The 14,221-nt window shown below is 60.8% G+C and carries 12 protein-coding genes; 8 read left to right on the forward strand and 4 right to left on the reverse strand.

The genetic code is table 11. The annotated features are described in order from the left end of the window. Positions 1 to 109: 109 nt before the first annotated feature. Positions 110 to 1,753, reverse strand: coding sequence for a phosphoglycerate dehydrogenase (gene serA, locus FYC77_RS00660; RefSeq protein ID WP_149079575.1), 1,644 nt, complete (start codon positions 1,751 to 1,753; stop codon positions 110 to 112). A gap of 7 nt (positions 1,754 to 1,760) precedes the next feature. Beyond that, complete coding sequence (trpB, locus tag FYC77_RS00665; protein ID WP_149079576.1) at positions 1,761 to 2,930, reverse strand: tryptophan synthase subunit beta; 1,170 nt, start codon at positions 2,928 to 2,930, stop codon at positions 1,761 to 1,763. Between the two features lie 479 nt (positions 2,931 to 3,409). Between trpB and FYC77_RS00670 the strand changes: the two genes are divergently transcribed. The 8 genes from FYC77_RS00670 to FYC77_RS00705 all read left to right on the forward strand — a co-directional run bounded on the left by FYC77_RS00670 (position 3,410) and on the right by FYC77_RS00705 (position 11,662). Beyond that, a complete protein-coding gene (locus FYC77_RS00670) occupies positions 3,410 to 4,498 on the forward strand; it encodes a nitrilase-related carbon-nitrogen hydrolase (protein WP_149079577.1) in 1,089 nt (362 codons plus the stop codon). A 341-nt stretch (positions 4,499 to 4,839) separates the two neighbouring features. Beyond that, on the forward strand, positions 4,840 to 5,991 hold the full coding sequence (locus FYC77_RS00675) for an ABC transporter substrate-binding protein (protein WP_149079578.1): 1,152 nt from the start codon (positions 4,840 to 4,842) through the stop codon (positions 5,989 to 5,991). Positions 5,992 to 6,004: 13 nt separating this feature from the next. After that, complete coding sequence (locus FYC77_RS00680) at positions 6,005 to 6,724, forward strand: ABC transporter ATP-binding protein (RefSeq protein WP_149079579.1); 720 nt, start codon at positions 6,005 to 6,007, stop codon at positions 6,722 to 6,724. Further along, positions 6,693 to 7,430 (forward strand): ABC transporter ATP-binding protein, encoded by a 738-nt coding sequence (locus FYC77_RS00685; RefSeq protein ID WP_149079580.1) that lies wholly within the window; start codon positions 6,693 to 6,695, stop codon positions 7,428 to 7,430. The genes FYC77_RS00680 and FYC77_RS00685 overlap by 32 nt, the downstream gene beginning before the upstream one ends. A 1-nt stretch (position 7,431) precedes the next feature. Then, a complete protein-coding gene (locus FYC77_RS00690) occupies positions 7,432 to 8,304 on the forward strand; it encodes a branched-chain amino acid ABC transporter permease (protein ID WP_149079581.1) in 873 nt (290 codons plus the stop codon). Beyond that, the gene (locus FYC77_RS00695) at positions 8,301 to 9,281 is read left to right on the forward strand and encodes a branched-chain amino acid ABC transporter permease (RefSeq protein ID WP_149079582.1); all 981 of its coding nucleotides are present in this window, start codon (positions 8,301 to 8,303) and stop codon (positions 9,279 to 9,281) included. The genes FYC77_RS00690 and FYC77_RS00695 overlap by 4 nt, the downstream gene beginning before the upstream one ends. Positions 9,282 to 9,541: 260 nt before the next feature. Continuing rightward, complete coding sequence (locus FYC77_RS00700) at positions 9,542 to 10,873, forward strand: adenosylhomocysteinase (protein ID WP_149079583.1); 1,332 nt, start codon at positions 9,542 to 9,544, stop codon at positions 10,871 to 10,873. Between the two features lie 105 nt (positions 10,874 to 10,978). Further along, positions 10,979 to 11,662: a hypothetical protein gene (locus FYC77_RS00705; RefSeq protein WP_149079584.1), complete on the forward strand. Its 684-nt coding sequence runs from the start codon at positions 10,979 to 10,981 to the stop codon at positions 11,660 to 11,662. Between the two features lie 103 nt (positions 11,663 to 11,765). Here FYC77_RS00705 and FYC77_RS00710 read toward each other — a convergent pair whose 3' ends face one another. Then, a complete protein-coding gene (locus FYC77_RS00710) occupies positions 11,766 to 13,112 on the reverse strand; it encodes an ABC transporter ATP-binding protein (protein WP_149079585.1) in 1,347 nt (448 codons plus the stop codon). Next, positions 13,109 to 14,221 (reverse strand): ABC transporter ATP-binding protein, encoded by a 1,113-nt coding sequence (locus FYC77_RS00715; RefSeq protein ID WP_149079586.1) that lies wholly within the window; start codon positions 14,219 to 14,221, stop codon positions 13,109 to 13,111. The genes FYC77_RS00710 and FYC77_RS00715 overlap by 4 nt, the downstream gene beginning before the upstream one ends.

Below are 14,221 nucleotides of genomic sequence, written 5' to 3' on the forward strand. Positions count from 1 at the left end.
TTCCGGCACACCCGCCCTACGGCTCGTGGTTGTGTCGGCGCTGACGGGCAGGAAACCGTACGAGGGTAAACCGCCTCGAGTGAGAACCTCGATCGTCCGATCCGATCGGCTACAGCTGTACTTCGTCGACGGCGTGAATCTCGTCGATATCTAGCAGGTCCTCGTACGTTTCCGGTGTGGGCTCCGTGTCGATTACGATCACCATGATCGCTTGACCACCGATCGTCTCCCGGCTGTTGTACATGCCGGCGATGTTGATACTGTGCCGGCTGAGGATCGATCCGACGTGGCCGATAACGCCTGGCTCGTCGCTCCCTTTAAACAGGAGCATGTGTGACTCGAGGGGAACGTCGACGCGATGCTGTCCGATCCGAACGAGCGTCGGCGTCGAGTCTCCGAAGACGGTCCCGGCGACGACCTGCTCGTCGCCGTTTCCGGTCCGGCCCGTGATTTTTATCAGGGAAGTGAAATCGTAGTCGACGTTCGTCGACTGTTCGACGACCTGGACGTTCCGTTTCTCCATGAGCCGCGAGGCGTTGACGATGTTTACCTGTCTGCCGAGGATCGGCGACAGATAGCCGGTCTGAACGGCCCTGGTGATCGGCTCAGTGTCTGCATCGGCGACCTCCCCGCTGTACGCGATCTCGAGTTCCTCGACGCGTTCGTCGACGATCTGGGTGAGCACCTGCCCCAGTTTCTCCGAGAGATCGACGTACGGGCGGATATGCTCGGATTCGAGTGACGGGGCGTTCAGTGCGGTCGACGCCATCTCGCCGTTCAACACGGCGAGCACCTGATCTGCGATCGTCGTCGCGACCCCCCGCTGGGCTTCCGTCGTCGACGCACCGAGATGGGGTGTCGTGAGTACGTCGTCTGACTGCACGAGGGGATTATCCGGATCGGGGGGCTCTCGTTCGAAGACGTCGATCGCTGCCCCGCCGATTTCGCCCGATTCGACGGCTGCCGCCAGTGCGTCTTCGTCGATAACGCCACCGCGAGAGGCGTTTACGACGTGTGTCGTCTCTTTCATCGCTTCGAACTCCGACGCACCGAGCAGATGGTGCGTTTCGTCGGTGTGTGGCGTGTGAACCGTTATGAAGTCCGCTCGTTCGACGACGTCGTCGAACGAACAGAGCTCACCACCGACGCTTTCGACGGGTTCCGGGCCGACGAACGGATCGTACGCGACGATGTCCATGCCGAGTGCGTTCGCGCGTCTCGCGACTTCGCTGCCGATTCGACCGAACCCGACGACACCGAGCGTCTTTCCTCGGATCTCCGTTCCGACGTACTCCGATTTGTTCCAGTCTCCCTCTGAGAGGTCGCTATCCGCTTGCGAGACGTTTCGTGCACTCGCCAGCAAGAGCGTAAGCGCGTGCTCTGCCGCTGCGACCGTGTTCGCTTCGGGTGCGTTCGCGACGATGACGCCCGCGTCGGTTGCCGCCTCGATATCGATGTTGTCGACGCCGACACCTGCTCGTCCGACGATCTTGAGGTTCCCCGCCGCATCGATAAGCGATGCCGAGACGTCGGTTCCGCTACGGACGACCATCGCATCGTACTGGTCGATTACCTGGTGCAGTTCGTCCGACGATGCGTCGGTCCGAACGGTGACGGCACACGACTCTCTGAGTTGTTCGAGCCCTGCTTCTGCGATCGGATCGCAGATCAGAACCTGCGGTTGCTCCTGTGATCCCGCGAACTGATCGGTGACTGTGGGGTTTTCTCCCCCTGCCGGTTGATCAGATTGCATAACTGAATTATGCCAGATACTCGTTGGCGATCTTTTCGACGTCTTTGTCGCCTCGTCCGCTCAGGTTCACGAGGAGGACGTCGTCCTCGTCCATATCCTCGGCCACCTGCTTTGCAAGAGCGACGGCGTGACTCGACTCGAGGGCGGGGACGATACCCTCGTACTCACAGAGGTCCTGGAAGGCCTCGAGTGCGTCTTCGTCGACGACACCGTGGTACGAACATCGGTCGGTTTCGCTGTAGTTTGCGTGTTCCGGTCCGACACCGGGGTAGTCGAGTCCGGCAGCGACGGAGTGGACTTCGACGTCGTCGTCGATTACCCGGGTCCGCATTCCCTGATACACCTCTTCTTTTCCGCTCGAAAGCGGTGCGGCGTGCTGGCCGCTGTCGAGACCTTTCCCGGCCGCCTCTGCGCCGTGGAAATCGACCTCTTCGTCGTCGTAGAACGGGTGGAACAGTCCCATCGCGTTCGATCCGCCACCGACACAGGCAACGGCAGCATCCGGTAGCGCCCCCTCTTGCTCGAGGATCTGTTCCCGTGCTTCCTCGCCTATGACCGACTGGAAGTCACGGACCATCCGTGGCCACGGGTCCGGACCGACGACCGATCCGACCAGATAATGGGTGTTGTCGAAGTTCTCGATTAAGTCTTCCAGGGCCGCATCGACCGCGTCCGCGAGTCCGGCACCGCCACGCGTGACCTCGTTGAGGGTTGCCCCCATCTGCTCCATCCGGAAGGCGTTCATCTGCTGGCGCTCGACGTCCTTTTTCCCCTGGTAGATCTCGGTTTCGAGGCCCGTGAGCGCACCGACGATCGCCGTCGCCGTTCCGTGTTGGCCGGCACCGGTCTCGGCGATCAGCCGTTCTTTCCCCGCGTGTTTCGCCATCAGCGCCTGGCCGAGCGCGTTGTTGAGTTTGTGTGCACCACCGTGCATCAGATCCTCTCGTTTGAGGTAGATTTTCGCCCCGTACTTTTCGGAGAGGCGTGATGCGTGGTAAAGCGGCGTTGGCCGTCCGGCGAAATCGCGAAGTAGTTCGTCTAGCTCCGCTTGAAATTCGTCATCGTCTTTGACACGGTCGTACTCGTCGGCGAGATCCGCGAGCACATCCTCTAGCGGTTCTGGAACGTATCGTCCACCGAACTGCCCGAACGTCTGCTGGGAGTTATCAAGGGCCATAATATGACTCCATGTGCATATCATATATAAATCTGCGTCAACATTGGTGGATCTTTACTTTCAACAGGGGCCAGAACTGTTCGTTGTTTACCGGAGTCCGGCAAAAGTTGACAACGATCCTATATACTGCAGTGTCGGTACGTCAGGTGGGACGCTGCCACGTCGGACTCGTCGACGGGGGCCGCTTGAACGATCGGGCGCTCGCGAGAAGCCCACGCTGGCGGATCAGCAACGATCTCGTCGAATACTGCGCTTTGGGACGTACTCAACGGCGGAGTCGTTGCGGTCTTCACGCCCCTCGCCTGCACTGATGTATGAAACCGACGCCTACTGTGTGGGTTCGCTCACCAGACGACGATCGAGTTGTCACTGAGTAGTGGGTGCCTACTCGAGGGTAGTATTTCATCGTTCTGAGAAATATAGGAAAGATTCCATATTACCCTGGGATATATTACGAATGCTAAGTTATAGCGGGACGCATGTCACGGATCGAAAAATACATGGCTGTCGGCCTTTCGCCGACTGTCTGGGGCGCTGAAGAACGAAGCGACATTCAAAAGAATCTAGATCATATCCATGAAACTCTCTCGGCGGCGACGTGGTTGAGCGGTGTCGATCTCCCGGTCAAACTCGCGGTAATCCCCGAGGGGGGGCTCCAGGGGTTTACCGACGAAATAATGGATATGGATCACACCGAGTATCGCGAGAATATCGCGATCGACATCCCCGGCGAAGAGACGGATACCCTCGGTGAGTACGCAAAGGAGTTCGATATCTACATCGTCGCCTCGGCCAAGGAGAAATCACCGGAGTACGAGGACAAGTTCGTCAACACTGCGTTCGTCATCGATCCGAACGGGGACGTCATCCTCAAACACCGGAAGAACACGCCCCTGCTCCCGGTCGAACGATCGGTAGCGCCCCACGACGTCTGGGACGACTGGGTCGAAGAAAACGGGAAGGATCTCGATTCGTTTTTCCCGGTCGTCGATACCGACATCGGGCGGATCGGCATCTCGCTCGCTATCGAGGGAGCGTACCCCGAATACGCCCGCGGCCTCGCTATGAACGGTGCCGAGGTCGTCTGTCGAATCGCGTGCCCCGAACCGCTCGTCGCGAACGAAGCCTGGGAGATCCAGAACAAGGCCCGGGCTCTCGACAACAGTATGTACGTCGTGGCTCCGAACCTCGGGACCTACTATCTGACGCCCGACACGGAGACGCCGGTCGACACGTTCGGCGGCGGATCGATGATCCTCAACCACAAAGGAAAGACGATCTCCGAACACGATTACGGCGGCGGCTCGTCGTACTGTGCCGGCGTCATCGACATCGAGGGACTTCGCGAGTTCCGGTACCGATCGCCGCTGATGAACTGGATGAAAGATCTCCGGACCGAACTCTGTGAGGTCGTGTACGATCGCGAACTGTACCCCAAGAACCTCTGGCTCGATCGAACGCCGGTCAAACACGACGAATACGAGGAAGAAGTGACTGAAAAGCGAATCGAGGATATGGTCGAGAAAGACATCTGGGTGCCACCCTACTGGGAGCGGTCCGACGAATAGCTGGGACAGTGTCGCGGGAACGATCGGTAATGACAATATACCGATAAAATCTCCATTTTAGCTGAATGTAGGCGCTAAGCCCCCGTCCTCAAGGAGCCGCCACCAGCGGCGAGTAGGTAGGGGTAGTTCACACGAGGATCACGGCGCGACAGATCCGCTCGGTGGATCAGCAGACTATCAATGTAAGTGACGTATTCGATACCCGTGGCTGACGACGTGACCACGGGTGACGAAATCAAGTCCTGTGTGCCAGGAGTTTTCACAGGCGTACATTTGTGTCGGTCAATGAGTCCATGGATTCGGTGAAGCTTTATTGATGATGGTGAGACTGTACCAATACAATGGTTAACAGGAGGCATGTAATCCAGGCGACAGCACTCGCCGGCGTCGGTACCATCGCCGGCTGTATGGGTGGGTTCGACGACGAATACCAGCGGACGATCGGAATGCCGACCCCACAGTCGGGTCCACTCGCCACCGACGGCGAGGCCGGACTCCGGGCATCGGACGTCGCAATCGCGGAGATCAACGAAGAACTGGACGAGGAAATAACACTCGAGCAACAGGACGGTGAAGCGAACCCGGAGATCGCACTCGGCGTCGCACGTGATCTGAACGACGAGGGGGTGCCAGCCATTACGGGAACGTTCTCGAGTGACGTCTCGATGGCGCTCAGCGACTTCGCCGAGAACGAAGAGATACCGTTCATGACGGCCATCTCCGTCGATCCGGAAATCGTCGAGCCGGGCGACGACTACACGTTCCGGATGACCGGAAACACGACACAGAAGCTACGAGGAATGTCGGAGTTTCTCGAGCAAGAGGACGTATCGGGGATCGGTGTCATCGCGGCTGACTACGCGATGGGGCGATCCGCAGTCGAATTCATGGAACAAGAGGCTGGCGACTACGGGATGGATCTGGTGTCCGACGCCGTCGTTCCGATGGCGACCGACGATTTCACCCCGGAGCTACAGGGAATCGACACCGACGAGATAGACGCACTCTTTTGTCCGTTCCCCGGCGGGAACGGCCCGACGCTCGTCCGACAGATGCGCGAGCAGGATATCTTCGAGGAGGTCGATATCGTGATCGGACACGACTCGTACGGAATGGAAGCCTACCGGGACGCGCTCGGCGATAATCTCGTCGATATGTACAACTGGGGGGTTGACCTCGAAAACGAGCGTGCCAGACAGGCATCCGAACGAATGCAAGAGGAGTTCGGCGTTCGCATGGACGCGCTTAGCCTCCCCAACTACGACGCGGTTCACATGTTGGCTCAGGTAATCGACGAGCAGGATTCGCTCGACCCACAGAGCGTCCGGGACGGTCTCGCGGAGATCGAGTACGAATCGGCGTCGGGCTGGGACGTCAGCTTCGACGAGAACGGGGACAACGAGGCCTTCCAGATGATCGTTAGCAGATGGGAGCAAGATGGTGACGAGATGAGAAACGTCGTCCAGTATACGAGCGACGTCGTCGAGCCGTAACTACGAGACTTCCATGAAGCAGGTACTAACGTTGGAAAATGTAACGAAGACGTTCGGTGGCATCGTCGCGCTCAGTGAGTTCGAGGGGTCCGTCGAGGAGGGCGAGATCACCGGACTTATCGGGCCAAACGGGGCGGGGAAGACGACACTGTTCAACGTGATTACCGGGGTTCTCAGTCCCGATTCGGGCACGGTCCGCTTTCGAGGCGAGGACGTGACACAGGACAGTCCACATCGGATCTGCCGGAAAGGAATTGCACGAACGTTTCAGACACCCAAACCCATTGGTTCTCTGACAGTTGAAAAGAACCTGCGAGCAGCGTACCGGTTCGGCGAACCCGATCCAGCCGTCAGCGAAGAGGAACGGTACCAGCAGACGCTCGATCTCTTCGACCTCCGGGAGAACGAGGACGTCCGCGCCGAGAACCTACAGCTGATCGAACAGAAACACGTTGACGTGGGCCGAGCGTTGATGTCCGACCCCGCGTTGTTGTTGCTCGACGAGATAATGGCAGGCCTCACGCCGACGGAGAAAGTCAACATGTGTGAGACGATCGAACGGATCAACAGCGAGTTCGACATTTCAGTACTGCTCATCGAACACGATCTGAAACGGATCCGGTCGATTTCGGACACGATCATCGCGATGAACGACGGATCGCACCTGCTGACCGGCACCCCAACGGAGGTGTTAGCAAACGATGGACTCCGAGAAGCATACATCGGAACGTAACGCCCTCGAGGCGAACGAGATCTCGGCCGGATACGGTGAAGCACAGGTGCTTCGAGATCTCTCTTTCGAGTTACAAGAGGGGGAAATACTGTCGATCGTCGGTCCGAACGGCGCTGGCAAGACGACGCTGATGCGCGTTCTCATGGGATTGATCGGACCGACGAACGGATCCGTTCGGCTTTACGGCGATCAGATAACCGATTTACCGGCGCACGAACGTCTCGGTCACGGGTTGGCACTCGTTTCTGAGGAGCGAAACTTGTTCCGAGAGATGTCTGTGAAAGAAAATCTAGTGATGGGTTCGTACTCCGAACGTGGAAAGAATCGAGGCGAACGACTCGAGCGCGTTTTCGATCTGTTCCCGCGCCTCGAGGAACGCCAGGACCAGCATGCGGGTACTCTCAGTGGTGGCGAGGCACAGATGCTCGCCATCGGGCGAAGTCTGATGACCGACATCCGAATTCTCATGCTCGACGAACCGTCGCTCGGACTCGCACCGAAGCTAGTGCCGGAACTGTTCGATAAGATACGGGAGATCAACGACGACGGAATATCGATCGTTCTCGTCGAACAACGCGCACAGGAGGCGTTACAGCTCGCGGATTCGGGCTGTCTTCTCGAGAACGGGGCGATCGTTCACCGTGGTGCGGCGGCGGAGATGCTCGACGACGAGGACGTGATAGAAAAGTATCTCGGAGGTGCGTGAGATGGTCGTCTCGATCGAACAGCTCGTGTTTATCGTCGGAAACGGGCTGATCTTCGGAAGTATCCTCGCTCTGGTTGCAGTCGGCCTCTCGCTGATCTTCGGCGTTCTCGACGTTCCGAACTTCGCCCAGGGTGAGTTTGCCAGCGTAACCGGGTTCGTGATCGTCGGACTGGTCGGGTTGGGTATCGGGCTGGTTCCGAGTATTATCGCGGGAATCGTCTTTGCCTTCGTCGCGGGCGTCGCAGTCGAGAGATTGGTGATCTCGAAGTTCTACGGCCGTGATGAGTTCCTCCTGTTGACGTTCTTCGCGACGTTCGGTATCACGATAATCTCGGAGAACGTCTTACGTCAGATGTTCGGCGGCTTTCGACAGATACCGGGCCCGGACATTGGAAGCATTGTCGTCGCGGGCACGTCGGTGAACTTGCTTCGTCCCGCTGCCGGCGCAATCGCAGTGGGGATGCTCATCGGACTCTACATCTTCACCCGTTACACGTACATGGGGTTGGCGATGCGTGCGGTCGCTGACGACCGCCGCGGTGCCGAGATGATCGGCGTAAACTACGAGCGCATCTACATGCTTACGTTCGGTATCGGAGCCGTCCTCACCGGCATATCGGGCGTTCTCTACGGAATGTTGTTCACCCTCTCGCCGACGTCGGGCGTCGCCCTGACGGCGTTCGCGTTTACGATCGTCGTCGTCGGTGGCGTCGGTAGTTTCTTCGGAACGATTCTCGCGAGTCTGTTGATCGGTCTCGTGGATAGCTTCACCGCGACGATGGTCGGCAGCAGGTGGCGATTCTTCGCGATCTTTGCCGTTCTGTTCATCGTACTGGTTCTCCGACCCGAGGGACTGCGAGGTGGTAGCACATGAGTCGCTTCGAAATGCTCGAGCGAATGGTTGACAATCGGTTGTTCGACACGATCAAGGCACACCAGACGACGATCGGTGCCGTCGTCGTTGCGATCGCAGTGTTGATCCCGTTTTTGGTCCCCTCGGCGCTCCTATTCGACCTGACGCTGGTTTTCATCTACGGGATGCTCGCTTTCTCTGCGATCCTCCCGATCGGGTACGCGGGTCAGTTGATCCTCGCACAGGGCGCGTTCTTCGGCGTCGGTGCGTACTCGTTCGTCAAGCTGACCGAGGCCGGTCTTCCGCCCGTCGTAGCGATTCTCGTCGCGACGGTGTTCACTGGGGTGGTGGCGTATCTCTTGGGGAAGCCCGCCACGCGGGCGAGTGGCATCTACCTCGGCATCATCACCCTGGCGTTCAACGAGCTGTTCGTCAACTTCCTCGAGCTGTTCCCCGACTTCACGGGTGGTAGTACGGGACTCTCCGCGCCCTCGCTGTTCCCCTCGGTTATGACCGGTATGATCCCGGGTGACGTCCTGTACTACTACCTCCTGTTGCTCGTCTACATCGGGACGGTCGTTTTCTTTTACCGGTTACTTCACTCCGAGTTCGGCTGGGCGCTACTGACGATCAAGGAAGATCCCGTCCTGGCCGAGTCGATCGGGATCGACGCACAGCGGTACCGCTTGCTCTCGTTTACGTCGGCTGGACTCATCTGTGGGCTTGCCGGAGGTCTCTTCGCACCGTTCAACGGCTACCTCTCTCCGCCGATGTTCGACTTACACCGCACGATCGACATCATTCTCGCCGGGGTCGCCGGCGGGTTGACCACGCCGATCGGTAGCATCTTCGGTGGGTTGATCGTCGTGCTCGTGCCGGAGGTCCTCCGCTTTATAGCCGAAATTAGACTAATTATCTACGGGGTATTGCTCATCCTGTTGTTGATGTACCTTCCCGAAGGGATCGGCGGCTGGCTCAGAGAGAAGTGGGAACAGTAGCCGCTCGTTCCGCTTTCGGGCGTATTTCCGAGTTCGCTCTTCCTATCGGCTCTGTGCAACCACCGCTTTCGGTGGAATGCTTCGACAGCCTCTCTCATCTGGTATTTTGGCGTTTCGCTGGCGTACCACTCGATGGGTTTGTCGACCGATTCCCCGTCGATGGGTTTTGCCAGTCTGCCTAACGCGTCACAGAGACGTCTTCGAGTCGTCGCCGCATCCGCTTCGGTACCGTTTTGGCTCCGGTCTCCGTCTGTCGAGGCATGACCGACACGTACCCGCCGATCAGCGATCAGCTGGACGACCTCGAGTCCGCACAGGAGGAGGGCCGGCGCAAGATGGAGTGGGCCGCCCAACACATGCCGATCCTCGAGGTCGTCCGCGAGGAGTTCGTCGACGACCAGCCCTTCGAGGGCGAACGCATCGCGATGGCGATGCACGTCGAGGCGAAGACTGCCATCCTCGTCGAGACGCTCGCCGACGGCGGCGCGGAGGTGGCCGTCACCGGCTGTAACCCGCTGTCGACCCACGACGACGTGAGCGCGGCACTCGACACCCACGAGAACATCACCTGCTACGCGAAACGCGGCGTCGACGACGAGGAGTACTACGCCGCCATCGAGGCCGTCATCGCCCACGAGCCGACGATCACGGTCGACGACGGGATGGACCTCGTCGCCGCGATCCACGAGGACTACCCCGAACTGATCGACGGCATCGTCGGTGGGGCCGAGGAGACCACCACCGGCGTCCACCGTCTGCGCGCGATGGACGACGACGGCGCACTCGAGTACCCGGTCTTCGCGGTCAACGACACGCCGATGAAACGGCTGTTCGACAACGTCCACGGCACCGGTGAGTCTTCGCTGGCCTCCATCGCCATGACCACGAACCTCTCGTGGGCCGGCAAGAACGTCGTCGTCGCCGGCTTCGGCTACTGCGGCAAGGGCGTCGCCCGCAAGGCCACCGGCCAGAACGCGAACGTCATCGTCACCGAAGTCGAGCCCCGCCGGGCGCTCGAGGCCCACATGGAGGGCTACGACGTGATGCCCATGTCGGAAGCCGCCGAGGTCGGAGACGTCTTTCTCACCACGACGGGCAACCGCGACGTCATCGTCGAGGAACACTTCGAGCGGATGCAAGACGGCGTCTTGCTCGCCAACGCGGGCCACTTCGATATCGAGATCGATCTCGAGGCACTCGACGGTCTCGCGGTCGACCGCTACGAGGCCCGCGACGGCGTCGAGGCCTACGAAATGGCGGACGGCCGCCGACTGAACGTCATCGCCGAGGGGCGACTCGTCAACCTCGCCGCGCCCGTCTCGCTGGGCCATCCAGTCGAAGTGATGGACCAGAGCTTCGGCATCCAGGCGGTCTGCGTGCGCGAACTGGTCGAGAGCGCGGAGCCACGCTCCGCGAACGCAAGCGGCGATGAGCCGCGAGCAAGCGACGAGTACGGCCCGGGCGTCCACGACGTCCCCGACGACCTCGACAAGGAGATCGCGGAGATCAAACTCGCAGCCGAGGGCGTCGAGTTCGACTCACTGACCGACACCCAGCGCGAGTACATGGGTAGCTGGGACCACGGAACGTAGCTCCGACTCCACTGCGAACACACCGAGCGCTCGAGGGCGACGAGCACGTGATTTACGCTCGAGACGGCCGAAGCGCTGAATTTGGTTCGCCGGAATGGATCGTCAATGGCCGATTCGTCTCCGCCCCGGTCCGACGCCGCAACCGGTTTTCCGATCGCCCCGCTGCTCGAGCGATCCCGGATCGAGTCGGGTGGGCACCTCGAGATCGGCGTCTCGGTCTCGGGAACTGCCGCAATCGAGGAGAACGAACTCGATGTCCTCCTTCGAGACGACCGTCTCGCACCCGGTGAGGCGATCGATCTCGGCATCTTCGTCTCGGGGACCGGGACGGTCAGGGAGAACGAACTCAGCGTCTTCTACGACGGAACCGACCTGATCGATCTCGACGATCCGGGCGTCGTCCGGCGGAGTCTGGCCGCCAGTTCGTCGGGTTCGAACGACGCCACCGCCGATGGGGGTGATGGCGGTAGCTGGCCCCGATCGGTCACGGACGCACGTCGAGATCACGCGGCTTCTCTCGAGTGGAAACCGCTCGGCGGTAACGGACGCGACGAACCGGTGTACCTCCTCGAGATCAACACGCGAACGAACGCGCCACCGGGACGCTATGCGATTCCGGTGGTCTGTACGTACCGATCCGAGTCGGGCATCAGGCAAGTTGAGCGAGTGCCGACGATCCGCGTCGTCGGGTGGCGGGAACGGTGGGGATCGTGGATCGCCCGTGGTGCGATCGGACTCGTGCTGGTCGTCGCGGTTGCGGTGCTTTTCGTGCATCTATCACCGGTTTAATACAAATCCCCGCTTCAGGACGCACCCGTTGGACACGACCTCCTGCCCTCAGATACCCGGGGCGCTTCTCGGCCGAACCGGTTCGAGGCAGAACCGAGTTTCGCTACCGGTGAAGGTGACAGGCCGCCCGGTGTACCCCGGTTCCGTATTGCGGTTCGATCTCGTAGTCGGGTCGTTCCTGGGAACAGATGCTCTCCTCGGCGAACGACTCGAGCAACCGCTCGGTTGCGCCGGCCCAGTTCACGCCGTCCTCGAGTTCGGCGTCGTCGCCGTTGTCCCGATCGGTCGCCACGAGATCGATCGCGTCGGCGACGATTTCGCCGGCTTCGCCGCGCGGGAGGTCGCCGCCGAAGAACTCGGCCCGGGTCTCGGCGGCAGTCATCGGTTCGAACGTCCGTCGTTTGACCGCCCGCATGAACGTTCGCGCGTGCTCCCACTCCTCGTCGGTCCACTCGTAGCCCTCGGGCGCGATCAGGCGTGGACAGCGCGTCCGGAACCGACAGCCCGACGGCGGATCGAGCGGGCTCGGTACCTCGCCTTCGAGGACGCCGCGGGCACCCCGTTCGCGCGGATCCGGCACCGGAATCGAGTCGAGCAACGCCTTCGTGTAGGGGTGTTGGGGGTTCTCGAACAGCTCCTCTTTCTCGGCGAGTTCGACGACGTTGCCAAGGTACATCACCGCGACGCGATCCGAGAAGTGACGGATCACGGAGAGGTCGTGAGCGATAAAGAGGTAGGTCAGGCCGAACTCTTCCTGGAGTTCCTCCATCGTGTTCAGCACCTGTGCCTGGATGGAGACGTCGAGTGCGCTTACCGGCTCGTCACAGACGATAAAGTCTGGGTTGACCGACAGCGCACGGGCGAGGTTGACCCGCTGGCGCTGGCCCCCCGAGAACGCGTGTGGATGGCGGTTGTAGTGGTGTGGGTCGAGTCCGACCTTCTCGAGGAGCATCTTCGCCCGCTGTTCGCGGCCGTCGTCGTCTAACATGTCGTGGGCGCGCATCGGCTCCTCGACGATCTGGCCGATCTTCATCCGCGGATCGAGCGAGGACTGGGGATCCTGAAAGATCATCTGGATCTCCGAGCGTTTCTGCCGGAGCGCCTCGCCGTCGAGCTCCGCCAGGTCGTCGCCCTTGAAGGAGATCCGCCCCTCCGTCGGCTCGAGCAATCGAAGGATCGTCCGGCCGAGCGTACTCTTTCCACAGCCCGACTCGCCGACGAGACCGAGCGTCTCGCCGCGTCGAATCTCGAAGCTGACGTCGTCGACGGCTTTGACGTGCTGGCGGCCGACGCTGATCGGCGGGAACTCGTCGGTATCGATCGAGAGTCCGGAGAGCAGTCCCGACTCCTGGGTAAAGTACTTTTTGAGCCCGTCGACTTCGACGAGCGTGTCGCCGAAGGCGACGTCCTCGCCGGTCATCTCCGAGCCGAGTTCGCTCGCTCGACTCATCGGTCCTCACCTCCACCGGGCGTGCCGGCAGTGACCTGTGGCTCTGCCTCGAGCGGGACGCTCTCGTCGTAGCCGGCGTCGAAGACGTCGTGTTTGACGCAGGCCGCTCGATGGGAGTGGCCGTCCGCCTGGTCGACCACCTTCGCCTCGGGGTGGACGCGCTGACAGACCTCCCTGGCGTCGGGACAGCGTGGGTGGAACCGACAGCCCGACGGCGGGGAGATCGCTTCGGGCATCACACCCTCGATCGGATCGAGTTCCTCGACCGTTCGGTCGGGTCGGGGCATGGAGTTCAACAGCGCGTTGGTGTAGGGGTGTTTGGTGGCGTGAAAGAGGTCGTCGACGGGCGCTTGCTCGACGATCTCTCCGAGATACATCACGTTCACGCGATCGCAGATCTCGGCGACGACGCCCATGTCGTGGGTGACCCAGATGAAACTCGTCCCGTACTTCTCCTGGAGGTCGTCGACGAGTTCGATGATCTGTCCCTCGACGGTGACGTCTAAGGCTGTCGTCGGCTCGTCGGCGATGATGAGGCTGGGTTCACAGGCGAGTGCCATCGCGATGAGCACGCGCTGGCGCATCCCGCCGGAGAACTGGTGGGGGTACTCCTCGTAGCGCTGTTCGGGGTCGGGGATGCCGACCTCCCGGAGCATGCGAATTGCCTCCCGTTTCGCTTCGCGTTTCGCCAGATCGCGATTTAGCTCGATGAACTCGCGCAGCTGGCCGCCGACCGTGAAGACGGGGTTCAACGACTCCATCGGATCCTGGAAGATGACGGCGATCTCGTTGCCCCGAATCCGGGTGCGCATCTCCTCGTTCGAGAGCATGTCGTCGCGTCTCTGGAGGTCGCCGTCCGGTCCCTCCTCGAGCCCGAAGATCGTCTCGCCCTTGTAGGTGATCTCGCCGCCGACGATCTCGCCGGGGCTCTCGATCAGCCGGAGGAGACTCATCGACGCGACGCTTTTGCCCGCGCCGCTTTCTCCGACGAGGCCGACGATTTCGCCCTCGTGGACCTCGAAGGAGATGCCGTCGACCGCGCGCACTGTACCGGCGTCCGTAAAGAACTGCGTCTTCAGATTCTCGACGCGAAGTAGTGGTTCAGCCAT

It is taken from the genome of Natrialba swarupiae, assembly GCF_008245225.1.
GTDB classification, from domain to species: Archaea; Halobacteriota; Halobacteria; order Halobacteriales; family Natrialbaceae; genus Natrarchaeobius; species Natrarchaeobius swarupiae.

Excerpts from the sequence above, each read along its gene's own strand:
- serA (WP_149079575.1), bottom strand. The coding sequence starts at position 1,753 with ATGCAATCTGATCAACCGGCAGGGGGAGAAAACCCCACAGTCACCGAT.
- trpB (WP_149079576.1), bottom strand. The coding sequence starts at position 2,930 with ATGGCCCTTGATAACTCCCAGCAGACGTTCGGGCAGTTCGGTGGACGA.
- FYC77_RS00670 (WP_149079577.1), top strand. The coding sequence starts at position 3,410 with ATGTCACGGATCGAAAAATACATGGCTGTCGGCCTTTCGCCGACTGTC.
- FYC77_RS00675 (WP_149079578.1), top strand. The coding sequence starts at position 4,840 with ATGGTTAACAGGAGGCATGTAATCCAGGCGACAGCACTCGCCGGCGTC.
- FYC77_RS00680 (WP_149079579.1), top strand. The coding sequence starts at position 6,005 with ATGAAGCAGGTACTAACGTTGGAAAATGTAACGAAGACGTTCGGTGGC.
- FYC77_RS00685 (WP_149079580.1), top strand. The coding sequence starts at position 6,693 with ATGGACTCCGAGAAGCATACATCGGAACGTAACGCCCTCGAGGCGAAC.
- FYC77_RS00690 (WP_149079581.1), top strand. The coding sequence starts at position 7,432 with ATGGTCGTCTCGATCGAACAGCTCGTGTTTATCGTCGGAAACGGGCTG.
- FYC77_RS00695 (WP_149079582.1), top strand. The coding sequence starts at position 8,301 with ATGAGTCGCTTCGAAATGCTCGAGCGAATGGTTGACAATCGGTTGTTC.
- FYC77_RS00700 (WP_149079583.1), top strand. The coding sequence starts at position 9,542 with ATGACCGACACGTACCCGCCGATCAGCGATCAGCTGGACGACCTCGAG.
- FYC77_RS00705 (WP_149079584.1), top strand. The coding sequence starts at position 10,979 with ATGGCCGATTCGTCTCCGCCCCGGTCCGACGCCGCAACCGGTTTTCCG.
- FYC77_RS00710 (WP_149079585.1), bottom strand. The coding sequence starts at position 13,112 with ATGAGTCGAGCGAGCGAACTCGGCTCGGAGATGACCGGCGAGGACGTC.
- FYC77_RS00715 (WP_149079586.1), bottom strand. The coding sequence starts at position 14,221 with ATGGCTGAACCACTACTTCGCGTCGAGAATCTGAAGACGCAGTTCTTT.